At 38.0% G+C, this 16,870-nt stretch carries 11 protein-coding genes and 1 pseudogene; 5 read left to right on the top strand and 7 right to left on the bottom strand.

The window, feature by feature from the left end; genetic code table 11:
* The first annotated feature begins 254 nt into the window (after nucleotides 1–254).
* A complete protein-coding gene (locus P278_RS16580) occupies nucleotides 255–416 on the top strand; it encodes a hypothetical protein (RefSeq protein ID WP_161808336.1) in 162 nt (53 codons plus the stop codon).
* Between the two features lie 9 nt (nucleotides 417–425).
* Here the strand turns inward: P278_RS16580 and P278_RS03305 are convergent, their stop codons facing one another.
* Both P278_RS03305 and P278_RS03300 read right to left on the bottom strand, forming a co-directional pair.
* Nucleotides 426–755, bottom strand: coding sequence for a hypothetical protein (locus tag P278_RS03305; protein WP_038262361.1), 330 nt, complete (start codon nucleotides 753–755; stop codon nucleotides 426–428).
* A 38-nt stretch (nucleotides 756–793) separates the two neighbouring features.
* Nucleotides 794–1,927 (bottom strand): HEPN domain-containing protein, encoded by a 1,134-nt coding sequence (locus P278_RS03300; protein WP_161808335.1) that lies wholly within the window; start codon nucleotides 1,925–1,927, stop codon nucleotides 794–796.
* Nucleotides 1,928–2,431: 504 nt separating this feature from the next.
* Here P278_RS03300 and P278_RS03295 point away from each other — a divergent pair.
* The gene (locus tag P278_RS03295) at nucleotides 2,432–2,842 is read left to right on the top strand and encodes a hypothetical protein (RefSeq protein ID WP_038262355.1); all 411 of its coding nucleotides are present in this window, start codon (nucleotides 2,432–2,434) and stop codon (nucleotides 2,840–2,842) included.
* A gap of 242 nt (nucleotides 2,843–3,084) precedes the next feature.
* Here the strand turns inward: P278_RS03295 and P278_RS03285 are convergent, their stop codons facing one another.
* From P278_RS03285 to P278_RS03270, 4 genes and pseudogenes are all read right to left on the bottom strand, one after another.
* Nucleotides 3,085–6,318 (bottom strand): glycoside hydrolase family 2, encoded by a 3,234-nt coding sequence (locus tag P278_RS03285; protein WP_051413382.1) that lies wholly within the window; start codon nucleotides 6,316–6,318, stop codon nucleotides 3,085–3,087.
* Between the two features lie 11 nt (nucleotides 6,319–6,329).
* Nucleotides 6,330–9,653, bottom strand: a complete 3,324-nt coding sequence (locus P278_RS03280; protein WP_038262349.1) for a DUF5107 domain-containing protein — start codon at nucleotides 9,651–9,653, stop codon at nucleotides 6,330–6,332.
* A 57-nt stretch (nucleotides 9,654–9,710) separates the two neighbouring features.
* Entirely contained in the window at nucleotides 9,711–11,171 is a 1,461-nt protein-coding gene (locus P278_RS03275; protein WP_082436076.1) for a sulfatase family protein, read from the bottom strand.
* Between the two features lie 8 nt (nucleotides 11,172–11,179).
* Nucleotides 11,180–12,559 (bottom strand): annotated as a pseudogene (locus P278_RS03270) (sugar porter family MFS transporter).
* Nucleotides 12,560–12,701: 142 nt separating this feature from the next.
* Here P278_RS03270 and P278_RS03265 point away from each other — a divergent pair.
* Nucleotides 12,702–13,577 (top strand): AraC family transcriptional regulator, encoded by an 876-nt coding sequence (locus P278_RS03265; protein WP_038262347.1) that lies wholly within the window; start codon nucleotides 12,702–12,704, stop codon nucleotides 13,575–13,577.
* Nucleotides 13,578–14,082: 505 nt separating this feature from the next.
* Here the strand turns inward: P278_RS03265 and P278_RS03260 are convergent.
* Complete coding sequence (locus P278_RS03260) at nucleotides 14,083–14,571, bottom strand: SixA phosphatase family protein (protein WP_038262344.1); 489 nt, start codon at nucleotides 14,569–14,571, stop codon at nucleotides 14,083–14,085.
* 278 nt (nucleotides 14,572–14,849) lie between these two features.
* Here P278_RS03260 and P278_RS16575 point away from each other — a divergent pair, with 278 nt between their 5' ends.
* Nucleotides 14,850–15,008 carry a hypothetical protein gene (locus P278_RS16575; RefSeq protein WP_161808334.1) on the top strand — a complete coding sequence of 53 codons (159 nt, stop codon included), beginning with the start codon at nucleotides 14,850–14,852 and terminating at the stop codon, nucleotides 15,006–15,008.
* Nucleotides 15,009–15,091: 83 nt separating this feature from the next.
* The coding region (locus tag P278_RS03250) for a PKD domain-containing protein (RefSeq protein WP_161808333.1) at nucleotides 15,092–16,870 on the top strand (1,779 nt) is incomplete at its 3' end.

Below are 16,870 nucleotides of genomic sequence, written 5' to 3'. Positions count from 1 at the left end.
AACAAAGTTTGATTTGGTATTTATCACGTGTTTTTTGAGGAAGTGATGTGAAACTTTTTGTATCTATTTAAACATATATAAACCTACTCATACTTTATCCATACTTTATCCATACTTTAACTATGCTTGAACTATTAAGGAAACCACCCTAAAATGAGGGTTTTTTCAGGTAGATTTAAAGTCCAAATACCCTTTAAATAAACATTTTAATAAGAAATAGATCGTTTTAAACATAGCGGCAAAAAGGTGCAATAATGGCTAAAAGTGACTTTTTTGTAATCCTGGTATGTTGTTATGCCTATGCGAGCCTTGAAAATGCGTGGGGATCTCTTGAAAAAGATCCACATACGGTAATGCGATTACTCCATAGCGCTATGGGCCTCCTCTTAATTACGGTAGAATATCATATTATGTAGATATAAGGTTTAATTTTCTTTTTGATAAAAACTATTTATATGACCCAATAAGGCTTCATCTCCCAAGGGCATTAAGCGATTGGCTATCGATAGTGCCTGGCGTATATAATCCTTTTCGATCCATTCTGGTGCTTTCTCCATATCATCTTCCGGATCCAAGATTCGTTTACAGAGGTATAATAATGATCTAACGGATAATAGCAAGTCCTCATGGTTTTTCACATAAAAGCAGGTTACCTGAAATCGGTCATTAAAAAAGGAATGGGGCTGCAAGGTAGGAGTATGGTCTTTGGCATGCCGTTTTAAGTCTTTAATCAGCTGTTCTTCGTTCGAATTCATAAAATGTCCATTTATATTATTATTGCAGTTTTTAAATATTATTTAACTTCCTCTTCCTTTATTACGGAGCGCATCTTATCGAGAAATCTCATTTCTTCGTAAGGCATGAGGTTCAATATGAGGGTCAGCACCTCTTTGACATCACCTCCTGCATTTTTTACCATGATATTCGTATCGTCTTGCCCGTCTAAAGCCAATGCACAAACCTTGAGTAAACTGGCGATCATAAAGGAGGTCTCGAGGTAACCTTTTGTATTTACCCGGAACCGAAATAATTCATTGCGATGTGGATGCGGATCAAGCATGTGGTAATGTTCTTTAACCAAGGATTTAATCGTTTTCAAAAAGTCTTGATCTTCCAATACAATCCTTGATTTAAAATCTGATTCATGAACTTGATTTTCGAGAAAACCAAGACACCTGTCCTGGCCTTCCTGAAATAATTCATTGGCTAACTCATGTAAGGTATTGGCCTTGCGTTGGATGGCTATTAACTGATCTTGGCTTACGTGATAATTACTCTTATAGCGTACGGAAACATAAGCTTCATCCAGGAGCTTTAACACTATCTGATCTTCTTCCGTATCACTATTAAAAAGAGTTCCTAATTCAGGTATAAAGGCTTTCAAATATACCTGAAGTTCTTTTATACTATGACTCTTACGCTCCTTACCCATAAAGGAAAGGGCCAAATAGCGATACCAAAGTTCTATATACTGATGATACATAAAAGCAGCCTGCGCATGGTTTTGATTTTTCCGAAAAAATTCGGCACCATTTTTAAAAGCTTCAATTTTATTACTTTCTCCTTGATGCCTTTTCAATTGGTTCTCAAAAGCATATTGGGTCATAGCATATGCTACAATCCCTGACTTTTCTCCAGTACTGGAAAATTTAAGACATTCGGACCTACAATGCTCCATAAAAAAAAGATTGTGATCTTTTAATTGCTGACTGGCATATTCCAAAGAGAATATTCGATATAAAGCTGTGGTTCCTTCCTGAAATATTTTAGCCACCATAGTGGCTAATTCCCGGGTTAAGGAGGAGCAGTTTCCCGTAAGGATAATCACGTACAAAGGCCGGCGGGCCTTTCTTATTATTAATTCAGATAGATAAATGCATTGTACCTCGAGTAGAGCGGTGATTTTGCTGACGAATTGATTTTCCATGGTTTCCTTTTTATTTATGATTCTATTTATTTTTAAGCATGCGACCCCTCTATTTCGGGGTGCTTTTATACCATAGGATACGATCACGAAATAAATTTCTACCCTGATTTTTAAGAGCATTAGATGAGCAACTATACAGATGTATTACTCAATGAAACACATTAAGGATCGTAAACCTTATTTAATAAGACGGGAATCGTTGTATGGCCGGATACCATAAAAAATGTAATCGTCTGTTATGGGACAAATGCCAAAAGTATTGGCTTAGAATTAATAAAAACCGGAATGAATAAATGCTAAAACGTCATTCCCATAACCATTATCTTATATTATTTCCTTCTACTATTTTAAGCTATAGCACATATTGTAATCTTTATCTTCACAAATACCACTGCTATTTCTTTATTTTTTTGTAGATTTATTATTGTTTTATTGATGCATTTATAAGCAAATATAAATGATAATTTTCACCTATAATGGGTAAATGTTGATTAATTTCACTGTATGAGTACAATTTTAACAGTTTTCGGTTTGATTGCTCAAAACGAAGGGATTACAATCTCTGCGCTTGAGAAGCAGATAGGTGCGAGTAAGGGAGTGCTTTCCAGAGCTCTGAAAAATAAAACTGATATTCAAACCAAATGGCTCGCAGCGTTGGTTGAAAATTATCCCAATTACAATCCTTCGTGGATTCTTATGGGGAAAGGCCCCATGTTTAAATCTCAAACTCCGGATGATCTACATCCTATTGCTGAAGATTCGTCTGAATATCAGTTGCGGGAAAAAATAACTGTTTTAGAGGAACGGATTGCAGCATTAAAAGAGGCTAATGAAGCATTGAAAGAAAGTAATGCAACCTTAAAAGAGTTAAAGTTGTTTTTAGAAAAACGTATTTCAGATTTGGAGGGGGAGTGATTTATTTGTTATGCTGTTATGGGGTTAAGATTTTATGATGTTTCGTCGGTAGGAGCTTTTAAAAAAGCGTGGCTGTCTCTTGAAAGGGATCTTCTTCCAATTGAAAAGATTACTTCGTCGGGCTTTGAGCTTTCTTATTATTACGTTACGTATGATGCTCTAATCTTACATAAAAACAAAACCCGTGCGAAACCTGGTTTTACACGGGCATGTTATCCATCATAAAGTATTTCGAAATACTATTATTCCTTTTCCAGTACTATTTCACGAATCATCAGATTGTTACTTTTTGTTGCTTTTGCCTTTAAAATCAGTTTTCCATCATTACTATCTTCTCTCATTACATGAAACTTTACCCATTGACCTCCATTAGCACTATGGGGACCTAACTGTACTTTACGGCCTTCAAACTCCAGGATCCCTTCACGGCCCTGCTTATTCCAATCATCAAACAGCACATAAAAACTACCTAATATCCCTTCAGGGCATTTTAGGGTAACGGTAATTTCTTTTCCGTGCCAGGCTGTTCCTTCATCATCTTTCCAGGATCCATCAGCTTTTACATTATAAGACACCTCCTTTTGAACCAGAATCTCATCGTTACCTATTTCCCAGGCTACACTTTCATTCTCAGCCTTTACATTTTCGGCTGCATTAACCTGAAGAACAGCATTCTTGAATGCTCCTTTTACAGCTATATCATCTGCCTCCGGGATAAAATGAAATAGTTCTTTCAATGCAGTTTCTTCAATAGCGGTTGCTGGCTTAAAGTCGTCCGATGCAACATAAGATTTGAGGCTGTATAAAAGTTGTTTTGCCACCGGTAATTCGCTGTTTGCTACATTAAATCCACATACCAGTAAATTACCTTTCCCTACTTTAAATTCAAAAATAGCACCTTCTTTATTGTTTCTATGAAAATCGTCCACTACCTGTGCTATAGGTTTATATGTTTTTGGAGTATCATTCAGGATAAATCCTTTAGATCCTTTCATAATGGTTTCCCACTGCCAATCACTATGAAAATCGGTCACAAATTCCTTAAATGCAGGGTGCTTATCTTTCAACAGCAGACCGATACTTGTTTTACCTTGTCCAGGGAAAAAAGTTAATGACCAGTAAAGCGGATAGAAAGACAGATCGACACTGGTAGCGTCGGTACCCAAATTATTGGCTATTAACAAAACGTCCTTTCCTTTCTTCAGGGCTTCCAGAGTTTCATCATCCAGCATTTGTGAAACTATAACTTCTTTATGGTCTGCTTCCGGTACATCAGGAGGATACACCCATATATCCCATTCATTTTTAAACGCTGTTCCTTTCAGACTTACTGCAATGTTAAGTTGTTGGGGTTTGTTTATATTTTTTAAAGACATAGATAGGTTACCGACATCTGTAAGGCTTCCTATTTCAAGGTCTTCTAACTTCCACTCTTTGGTTTTCAGAAGCTTGCCCGATGCTGTTGTTATATTAGCAACAAGTTGTCCTTCTTTTATTGGAAACTGTCCATAGTGCGATAATTGAATAGCGCCTTCAAAGGTTTCATTAGTGGTCCACACCATCTTTTTCATGCGCAGCAAGGGTACCGTTTCATTGAAATGTTCTTTGAACTTTTGAGGTGTTGTTATCCCCTTACTATTCCAATTCGCATCCAACCAACCGATTAAAGCTTCGCCTTGTCCCTGATAATCCTGCATGCTCAACAACTGTACTCCGGCGCAGCTTTTTGTTCTTAAGAATGATTCCGTTTCATATTTATACATGATTTGATTCAGGGCTCCGGAAGCCATTTTAAAATCATCTGCCTGATCGGCTATTCCATTTTTTTCAGCAATTGCCTTAAACTCTTGAAAGTTTCTGGCCTTCAAAACGCCTTTATAAGTATCTATTTCACTCCAGGACGGATATACCGGCCATTGTCCTATTTCATGAGCGATGATAGGAATATCCATTTGGCTATATACTTTCTCAAAATCCCAATCCGTATGAGGTCCATTCAACCCTCTTGTTCTACCTACTTTTTGTATGTAATGGGTAGCCATATAGTCGTCTACCTCCGTAATCTTTCTGGCTGTTGAAACTGAATACAGTCGTCGGTTATCCTTTTCTTTGAGGTCTTTTACCCACGTTTTCATCACATCAAAATCGGAGTTACCCAACTCATTACCAATACAAAACATGGTAAAGGACGGGTGGTTTCCATAATAATCGACTACGCGATTCATTTCTTCGATTACAAACTGATCGCGTTTCGGGTCTTTCCCCAGTCCTTGTGGGAACCCTTTGGTATTCATTTCAGGACGTCCGCGGTCTGTATTGTCTACACTCATCCACCAATCTATCCAAATCGAAGCCTCTGCCTGCAAATAGATACCTACCCGGTTGGCTGCTTTAAAAGCTGCTTCCGGCGGACACCAGGAATGAAACCTTGCATGATTCAGTCCGTAATCTTTATATATTTTAAATATGCGCTCCCAATCTTCTACTTTGGCTGACGGATAGCCTGTTTGCGGAAAGTGTACACAATCGAGGTTTCCACGTAAAAAAACCGGGGTGTCATTAATAAGAATATTGGTTCCGTTATGGCCTATTTTAAGGTATCCAAATTCAGTTTCCCGGCTGTCATCAAATCTTTTTGTTTTAAGGCGGGCATTTAGTATATAGACCGTGGGGTCAAACTCATTCCATTTTTTAAGTGCTCCATTTAAATCAAGCACCACTTCTTTTTTATGGCTTCCTTCTTCCAGTTTATAGGATACCTCTAAAGATTTAACCACATCTTTATGGCCTAACTCGCTGATATCTATAAACAGTTTCCCTTTTTCTTTTCTGGCTGCTGTGATATCCAATTCTACACGTACCTGATCACTATCCAGTAAGGGATATGTGCGGAGTGCAGTGATATGAGTAGGGTCGTGTGCCATGAGTTCCATTCTTCCTACAATTCCATTCCAGATGCTTTGAGTATAGGCACCATAGGCATGTCCTTTATCTCCGATATTATGGATCATATCGTTATTAACCTCTATTTTAAGTTGGTGTTTTCCTGGAGTAAGTATTCCTATGTTATGAATATGCGGTGTCCCAAGGGCATCCTGAGTGCTTAACTCCACTCCATCCACATATACTTTCGACTGCCAAAGCACCCGTTCTAAAAAAATCTGAAACTCCTTGTTCTTCCAATCTTTGGGAATCTCGATGCTTCGTTCGAAGGTAGCTACACCCAAATATTTATGGGTTGGAGTCAGCACTCCAAAATCGGACCCTTTCGTTTTCAGACCATAGCCTTGTTGTGCTAATGAAGAAGGCAATCTGATTATCCCTTCCTTTTTATAATCGGTTGTATTTTCAATCTCCGGCCGCTCTTCACTCAGGCTGACATGCCAGTCACCTGAAAGGTCGAGCACATTTTCCTGAGCTTGCAGAAATGTCAGATTGCATACAAATACTGTGAATAAAACAATGTTTTTAAACATACTTAATCTAATTATTTTTCTACGTCTGTTTTTTGAATATTATCGTGAACCATATTAAGATGGATATGGGCTGGCATATGATAACGGTCGAAGTTTAAAGCCTTATTTAATGCTGCTTCAGCCAGTTTATAATTACCCAGTCCTAATTGACCTAACCCGATCAAATAGTAACAATGAATTTGATTTCGTTTACTCAGGTCCTCTTCCCAAATTAAAAGGTCTGGAAGAGAGATAGCAAAATAGTCTAATTTAAGATCATCATTCATATGCATTTCACCATACGAAATCAGATTCTTAAATCTGCGGTTTGCCTCCTGTTTATCACCTAATTTTAATAATGCCAGGCCTTGATAAAAAATCTTATCGGGCTGTTGATCGTTATAGAACATCGCCGGACTCGGGTCACTTAATCCTTTTGATGCTTTAGTCCAGTATTGTTCAGCTTTGGTTAGTTCTTCCAATTTCTCATAGGCACATCCCAGCCAATAAAAAATATCATTCTCCTGAGCTCCGAACAGTTTTCCTTCGCCAAGGTTATGGGGATATACCTGTGCTGCCTCAAGGAAAGATACAGCCTCATGGTATGCTCCTCGCTTTATGGACTCCTTAGCAAGTTCAACGTGTATGGTAATGTGCTGAAAAGGCACTTTACCTTCTCCTCCTTCCCATGGATGAAATTGACGCGCTTTAATATCAGCAAAAGCCTTCTCATAATCTCCTTTGAAATTATTTAAGGTAATCCACTCCAGGTATAAATCGTCTCTCATTTCAGTTAATTCGAAATTAGAAGATAACAGTTGCAGACGATCCTTTACCGGTACATTTAATTTTTTATATAATTGATCCAACTCCATTAACAGTCTGGCATCCTGATTATCTAACTCGAAGGCACGTTCTAAATGGGTTCTTGCCAAGTCCCTCTGGTCGGTTTTATTAAAATACAACAAAGCCAGGTTTCGATGACAAATTGGATTATCATCGCTTAATTTAACGGAAAGCTCCCAACAACTTTGAGCCTCTTTATATTGTTTAAATGCATACCAGAAATTCCCCAGATAATAAGGAGCCTGAGCATCGGATGTATTTTGTCGTATGGCCGATTGCAACACAACAACTTCTTCTAAACGATTTGGAAAACAATAATCCCCAGGCATCATGGATGCTTTTTGATACTGTTTTAATGCTTGTTCTAATTGTCCTTGCTGTTCAAGGTACCATCCTGAAAAATAGGCTATCATAGGGTAAACGGTATCTTTTCCGTCGACGTGAACATCCAAAAGAGCTATAGCTTCTTCAAACTGTCCTGCCTGAGCGTAGTCTAAAGAATACTCGATATAATTATGTGGATTATCGCGTATTAATTCTTTGAAGGTTATCAAGTCTTCCTGCTTCCCACTTAACAAGTATTTCTCATAGTGTATGCCAAAATTAAAGTTGTCGATCGCCAGGGATTCATTGACTAACTGCATGGCTTCTTCGTTTTGCCCCATTTTTCTTAACAGAAGTACTTTTAAATGCCTTGCTTTGTGATTGTGCCAATTTTTAATAAGTGCTTTATCAACCAATTCCAGCGCCTTTTCAAGATTGCCATTTGAACAATCTATTTGCGCCAGGTTAAAATATCCTGCATCTTGCCAGGCGGCATTCCAACAGGCTTTAAAAAAGGCTGCATAAGCCTCTTCCTTTTTTCCCAGGAATTTTAGTGCGAGTCCTTTATTAAAATAAGGCTCACCATCGTATGGATTTGGGTTGCGCTCGGTTAAGGTTTCTATGGCCTTATCAAAATACGTTAACGCTTCTTTGAATTTGGCGTGTTTAAGATTCCATAACCCCATGGCATTATTACATCGTACATCTCCCGGTTCACGAGCAAGGGCTTCGAGGTAATACTTAGTTGGGTCATAAGTAGCATGGCGGTATTGTTCGAGGTGTAATCCACGTAAGTATAACTGCTCGATGCTCTTAATTTCTTCAGGTTGTTTGGCTGCTTTGGCCGGTTCGGGAATTTCAACATCAGCATTCAACTCCGGCGACCATGAAACCAATACTTTTCCATTAGCATCATATAAGGTAGCAGTAAGTGTTTCAAATGTTGAATTACCCAGGGGGATACTTTTTTCAAAGCCATTTTGCGGACTCAAATCTAAAGTTTCTTCAAACAGTATAGATTCAGAATTGCGCAGGATAATGCAACTATTCTTATATACGGCAGTCACATGAATTTTCAATAAGGCTTCTGAATCCTTATGCTCTAAATTCAGTAAAGCTTCTTTGGTGGCGTTTTTAACAACTCCCACATTGTAATATGGCATGAAGTATTGCTTAAAGCTTTTTTCTTCATAAGGATGTAACCATGAAAAATCGGGTTGATTATCGGTATAAACACCGCACATAAGCTCGATATAGGGGCCGTCTTCATCTGTTAGGTTCCTATCCCATGCATGTCCGAAATCGCCATTTCCCCAGGTCCACTGTTTTTTTCCCGGTGATATGTGGTGATCTGCTATATGTAATAAACCTCCTTTGGTATCATTCTCGTACCCACCCACAAAATCGTACTTGGAGGTAATAGCCATATAAGACGTGGGTACCGGGATATTTTTATATTTTGAAATGTCTGTACCAGGCGCATAATCCACCTTATAGTATTCCCCTTTAGCAATAGGAAATTCTGAAACATCACGCTTACCATGGTCAAAAACGGCATGCACATCGGGTGGAAATACTGACTGGTAATGATCGTTTACTGCAACTGCCGGGTTGGCCCACCATAAAAAGGTTTGTGGATGAGGCGTGCGATTATACAGCTGGGCTTTTATTTCCAGGTATGCTTTATCGGGGTATAAGGTAAAACCAGCCATCCCTTTGGTTCTGAACATGCGTTCCAGTTCACTTACCCATACGGTGATACTGCCATCTTTATTTTCTTCTATATTAAAGTCGGTGGGATCGTAAGTGCTCGGACGGTGGTGTTGAGGCCAGTTAAACTCAATACCTCCTGAAATCCACGGCCCCGTTAAGCCTACTAATGCAGGCTTAATCACTTGATTATAATATACAAAATGGCGTTCTCTTATTTTATCATAAGCCATTTGAATTCTTCCTCCCAGGGCTGGAATGATCATTATTTTCACATAATCATTTTCGATAAACACCACCTCCCACTCTTTGAAGGTTTTTTCGTCACTTATAGATTCGATCACGGGATTTGGGTACACTACACCACTACTGGCTTGATATACTCGTTTATCTAAAAAAACCGGATATTTTTCTGGCTTCCCTACTTCATAGGCAGGTATTATTACAACATCTTTCCAGGCTTTAACCTTACTCATAATTAATTGTAGCTATTGGTATTAAATTCTTTGGTTGATTTTAAGATCAACTATGTACTATTTTTGAGATATTTCTTCTTTCCAATCTTGATAATTGGCTGTGAGTTCCTTTATTTTTTCCGGGTGTTCACCTGCGAGATTGGTGGTCTCTCCAAGGTCATTTTTTAAATTATACAGGTAGGTTCCTTTATCGAGGTGGATACTTCTGAAATGATTGTCCTTTTTTACGACATGTAATTTCCAATCACCCTTGCGAAGGGCCCATTCATTACCGGTATCCCAAACCAAGGTTTCGTGAAATACCTGAGGTTTGGACTCAGTTAAATCAAAGAGATTTTTCCCGTCGAACATGAGGCTATCTGTGGCTATCGAACCAGCTGCTGCCAAACAAGTAGGCATAATATCCATATGTGAAACCGGCGTATTAATAACCTGATTGCTTTTTATTCTTTTTGGCCAACTCATGGTAAAAGGCGTACGGATGCCTCCTTCCCTAAGAATATATTTATGTCCGTTTAAGGCACCATTATCGGCATAGGTATTTTGAGAACCTCCATTATCGGAAATAAAAAATATCAGGGTGTTCTCAAGTTTTCCCGTTCTATCAAGCGCCTGCAGTACTTTCCCTATATTATCATCTAAACAGGCTAAATTCGCCAGGTATCTTTTACGACCATCAGGATCTTCTTCCATGCGCCAGCATGTGCGTGCATGGTAATCTAAAAACGATTCTTCTTCAGGATTCCATTCAGGAAACTTTTCGACTCCGAATTGCTTGAGATATTTATCGGGCGCCTGATAAATTGGATGGTGGACCGCATTAAAGGATAGCTCCATAAAGAAGGGTCTGTTGTCTTTCTTTTCTATTTGCCTTACGGCTTCGTCTCCAAATATATCGGTAGTATACCCGTTAAAATCTTCCTTTTCTTTATTTCTCCATAGCGGACCGAACTGTGACATCCTATCATCGTCAGGATTTTCTACCCAATCGTCGGAGGCTTTTAATTTAAAGTAATCGTGACGATGTGCACAGAAGCCTAAGAATTCTTCATACCCGTGGTTCAATGGGAATTCCCGATATTCCAGCGGATTTTGAATCTTAGCATTATTATCCAGTATATCAGCATAATGTGTCTTTCCTATTTTAACGCATCGATACCCCTGCTTTCCTAATAATTCAGGGATGGTATATTGACTTTCAGAAAAGATCTTACCGCCATAATAATAGGTTCCCCATCGCTCCTGATAGGCTCCTGTTATAATTCCCTGACGCGAAGCATTACAAACGGGTGCGGTTGCGTATCCATCGGTAAAACGGATCCCCTTTTGAGCAATTTGATCCATATGAGGGGTTATGGCATCAGGTGCTCCATTATAGGCGCTATAATCTGCATACCCCTGATCGTCGGTAATGATCAGAAGAATATTAGGACGGTCGTCTTTTACCGTCATTTTTTCACTGCATGCCATGAACGTCAAACTAAGTAATACGGCTATTTTTATCGGTTTAAAAAACATAGGTCTCTTTAATTATTTATCAATTCTTCTTCAATTTCTTCGAGTGATTTTCCTTTTGTCTCCGGTAATTTTTTATAGATGAATATAAATCCTAAGATACAGATACCACTATAGCACCAAAAGGTTCCGGAGGCTCCGAGGAATGCGTTTAAAAGCGGGAAGGTATAGGTTAACACAAAGGAAGCTGTTCACAGGGAAAAGGTAGCTACAGACATGGCTACTCCCCTGATACGGTTAGGGAAAATTTCTGAAATGACCACCCAGGTAACCGGAGCCAGAGTCATGGCATAGATAGCGATGGCGATGAGCACTAACAGCAATATTGGCCAGCCTTGAAAATTAAAATAATACGCTGCACCCAAGGCAACATACACAACGGCCAATCCGAGGGCACCAAACAGCATTAGTTTTCTTCTTCCCCAACTATCTACAGTCCCCATGGCAACAAAGGTAAAAATCAGATTGATGCTGCCGGTAATTACGATATTAAACAGCATATCCCCTACGCTATACCCAGCGGTGGTAAAAATCTCATCGGCATAGTTGAAGATGATATTAATTCCGCACCATTGCTGGAATACTGATAGTACGATCCCTACAATAAGAATAGGGTAGAGTTTTTTGAGTTCCTTTTTCCTGATACCGACAGATTTATGATCGGTTTGCAGCGTACCTTTTATTAATGCCAGTTCTTTAGCCGCATAGGCTTCATTTCCTATTTTTTTCAATACTTTCAGAGCCTTTTCGGTGAAGTTGGACTTTACCAAAAACCGTGGAGTTTCGGGCACCATAAAAAGAAAGCCAAAAAACAACATAGCAGGTATCAGTTCAGCCCAGAACATAATTCGCCAGCCTGTCTGCTGATTCCAAAGCATTGCCTGATCACTGATTTCATTTTTCGCTATGATCCAGTTTACAATTTGGGCTGCCAGGATCCCAATAACGATCGTAAGTTGATTAATGGCTACAAATCGTCCTCTGTATTTAGCCGGGGAAACTTCTGCGATATATAACGGTGAAAGGGTTGATGCAATACCAATTCCCACCCCCCCGATAATTCTGTAAATTATAAAGAAAGTAAAATTATGAGCCCATCCTGTTCCTAATGCGGATAACAGAAATAGAACAGCAGCAATCTGTAAAGGTTTCTTTCTACCCAATCGATCTGAAATAACTCCGGAGACCATTGCTCCAAAGACACATCCTACCAGGGCACTACTCATTCCCCATCCTTGTAGCGAAGGAAAATCTACTATATTAAAATATACTTCATAAAAGGGTTTTGCCCCTCCGATTACAACCCAATCATAACCGAATAAAAAGCCGCCCAGGGCGGAAATAAAAACAATGGAGAGTAAGTATTTATTATTGTATTTAAACTGGTTCATTAGACTTATATTATTAAAAATATAGATATTTATATGCTATAAAATAAGAGACACATAAAACTAAAAAATTATTATATCCCTTTTTGAGATTATAAAAGTAGGTTTTATTGTTAATTTTGATATAGATAAGAAAAGGGTAAATATGGACAATATTACTATAAAAGAAGGTTTTCCTGGGCAACAGATCGTAGCCATGCCCAAAAAACTTAAAAAATGGTTGCAAACGGATGCCGTTAGTAGTCCCTTTCATTTTGGGGATTTGGGTTATTACCCAAACGCTCATTACCACCAAAGATATCGCAAAAAAGGATCTGAAGAACATATCTTTATTTATTGTACTTCAGGTAGTGGTTGGATTGAAGTAAATGACACCCATCACCAGATCCAACCGGGTATGTATTTTATAATTCCTAAAAATACCCCCCATCGTTACGGAGCTGATATTAAAAAACCCTGGAGTATTTACTGGCTTCATTTTAATGGTTCTTCTTCAGATTCCTTGTTACGTACTCATGAGGAAAGAGTCAATAAGGCTTTTCATGTGGGCTATCAAAAGAAAAGCGTTGATCTGTTTGAACAACTATTTAGTTTGGCAGACAATAACTTTTCTGAAGCACAATTAAGGTATGCATGTATCCTTACTTATAAGTTTGTTTCTGATTTTATTTTTTATGATCACATTAAAGAGGTGGCGTTAGAACAGGGACAAAATTTAAGAAATGCCATTGTTGATTTTTTAATGGCTAATATTGATCAGCCTTTAACTGCCGAAGATATTGCGAAAGCATTTAATTACTCCCGATCGCACCTGTTCAATTACTTCAAACAAGCTACAGGTCATTCGTTAATGTATTATTTTAATTTAAAGAAGATCCAAAAGGCCTGTGAATTTCTTAGCTATACCGATTTAAGCATCAAAGAAATTAGTCTTAAGACCGGATTTCAGGATCAGTTGTATTTTTCGAGGGTATTTAAAAAATATATCGGGTTATCGCCTCGTGCTTACAGGAATAAGTAGAATTGTTATGGTGTTATGGGATTATGGGGTTATAGGATTAAGATGTTATGAAGTTATGGGGTTATTGGGTTAAGATGTTATGTTGTTACATTGATATCATGTGATGGTGTTATGGAGTTACACTGTTTTCATGTTACGTTGTTATGAGGTTTCAAGAGTAAACCATATACCAAACCCGCCATAGTCCTTTGCAGGCGGGCACCTCATAAGTAAGAAATGTGTTAAGAATTAAACGCTGTTTGAGTCACGCCCTAGCGGGGCGAGTTCGTTTAATTTAACATTCAAACTTCAATGAGGTCGTCGAAAAGGCAAGGCTAGACTTTTTTGGTTCTTTTTTTATTCATGTAATAATTACTGTTTTATATGGTATTCATGAATGCAAAGCATTTGGCAATGAAAAAAAGAACATATATACTTCTGAAAGGATTTAAAAAACGAAACAAGCAATAATGATCTAAGTTATAAACTAAAAATATTATCCCACATCATCCAACAATTCTTATTTTCATTTTCTAAGTTTTTTAGGGATGATGAGGAGTTCGGTCGTTCCTTTATCGATATCTTTCCAGGAATCGACATCAAATTGCAACACTACCAAGCCCGCGGTGGGTAGGTTATCGATAAAGCGATTTCCAAAAATATTAGCGATGGAAGTAAAAGCATGGTTATGACCAAAGATCATAATATGATCTAAGGATTTATCGAGGGATTTGATATAACTGATTACCGAATTTCCTCCAAAATCATAAAGTTTATCGACAACGGTAAGTTTCTTTTTCGGTACATCAGCAGTTTCCATAAAAAGCTTGCAAGTTGATAATGCACGATTCGCCGGACTTGAAAAAATATGCTGGGGGAGGCCTTCCAATTTAACATATTGATTTGCTACCCGTTGCGTGTCTTTCATCCCTCTTTTTTTAAGAGGTCGTTCGATATCTTCAACATCGTATTCCCACGATGATTTCCCATGACGCATTAAAACTAGCTTTTTCATATTTTTCGAGTCGTTAAAATAACCGCTTTTACCGATGAAGTGTTTTGGGGTGTACGCTTATCGACAAAAGCAGGTATTTTAACATTTATTTTTGTGTTGAGTGACGTTTAAATCTTCCTTTGTGCTAGGATAATTCCTGAATCCCAAATTCAAATCATCTTAACTTAACCTGGTATTAAAGATACAACACTTTAATATTTTTTGCTAGTGACCCATACAAACATTGATTGATAGCTAGCATGTTGCTGTGGGCAAAGAAATTTAAAATTATTAGGCCCATGAAACATTTTTACTCTAAACTCTTGTACTTTCTGAGTGCAAACTTCTATTCAGATGATGTAGTTCTTAAGACTACGAACGATGATCGACACGGTATCATACCGCAACTTTTTTATTTACCTGAAAATTTTACGATAAGCAGAAGAAGTGTAGCATAAGCTAAGGCTTTGATGTTGATATGGGATAACTCCCTATCGACCCTACATTTTCATGTTTTAGATATAACCTAAAAACGATGGATTTGAAAAAATTTCTACTCTCAAAAATGCCAAAGTATAAATCAGTCAACAAATTGTTATTGTTGGCCTTTATGCTGTTGGTGAATATTGGAATTGGGTACTCGCAGTTTACATCAGATCAACCAGATTTAAGAGACCCTTCTTTAAATTGTGGATTCAATTGTACCTCTAATAATATAAGTATTATTGAAGTTTACTTAGTTGAAGTTAATACAGGACAAAGATTAGATGAGTTAGTAACAACTTGTAATACTGGAGACACTTATCAAGTGGAAGTTTGGGCTAAATATGAAACTAACCAAAACACCGATTTTGATGAAACCAGACTATTTGCCACATTTAATATAGGCGATGACTCATATGAAATCAATCAGTGGTTAGGTACTGTTTTTGAAGCAAATACCACCCCTATGGATATAAAAGTAATCGATAATGTTTATACATGGGAATGCGGAGATGAACTTGAATTTACCGAAACTTTAATAGTTTGGGAAGGTAATGGAAACTTAGACTCTAGCTCTTCTTACAATTGTAAAACATATGGTAAATCTCAATGTTCGAATGACACATCTGTTTTTTTTGCAGCTCCTTTAGCTGTTCAATTTGATTATATAGCTTGTAATGATGGAACCCAAATAGTTAGTGACTTTACTTCTACTACAAATGGTGGATTAGAACCATATACCTACAGTTGGAGTTTTGAAAACGGACAACCTTCTAATAGTTCTGATCCTAACCCTTCTGGAATAACATTCACTTCTCCCGGGCCACATACGGTATCACTAACAGTAACCGATTCTCAAAATCCAACTGTAAGTAATACCTTCACTCAGGAAATAACATTTCCAGCTCAATTAACTTTATCAGCTACTGTAACTGAAAAAGCGTGTTCTACAGATACCGGCGCCATAAATTTAACTGTTTCGGGTGGTACTGCTCCTTATACCTATTCGTGGTCTGGCCCTAATTCATTTACCGCTAACAATGAAGATATCTCTAACTTAACTGAGGCCGGAACATATACAATAACTGTTGAAGATAGTTTTGGATGTCAAGTCACTGATGATTTTGACATTACGATTCTTGATGATGCTGACCCAATAATTACTGCACCAACCGATAAGGATGTAGAAGGCTGTGACACCGATGACATTACAAACGGAGGTTTAACGGCGTTACCATACAGCCCAACTTCTGCAACAATTACAGAAGCTCAATATACAGCAGAAGGAGGTTCTTTCGTTGAAGATAATGTAGCACTAATTACTTATAAAGATGAAATTAGTGGCACTTGTCCGATTGTTGTTACCAGAACATTTACTATAACAGATAATTGTGGCGCCACTGCTTTTGACACTCAACTTATCAACATTGATGATACCATCCCACCAGTGATTACCGGTGGTGGCCCTGAAGTTGTTGAATGTGATGGTAGTGGAAATACCGCTGCTTATAATGCATGGTTAATGTCTAATGGAGGTGCTACTGCCACCGATGCTTGTGATGATGATGTTTCCTGGTCATGGGTAGTCTTAAGCACTACTGATAACTGTGGAGGTACTCTAGTACGTCATATTCGTTTTAATGCTACAGATAATTGTAATAATACATCATGGTATGAGACTACATTCACGATTGAAGATACTACTGATCCTACATTTACGGTTCCTGCCGATATCACTATCGAGTGTGATGACGATGAAACGGATCTTTCATTAACAGGAGATGTTACCGATGAAGCTGATAACTGCGACACTACCCTGGATGCTACTTATTCTGAT

Origin of the sequence: Zhouia amylolytica AD3 (assembly GCF_000511935.2) — a bacterium.
In the GTDB taxonomy this organism is placed as follows: domain Bacteria; phylum Bacteroidota; class Bacteroidia; order Flavobacteriales; family Flavobacteriaceae; genus Zhouia; species Zhouia amylolytica.
The sequence above is the reverse complement of the archived record's forward strand: the minus strand, read 5'-3'. Positions and strand labels throughout refer to the sequence as shown.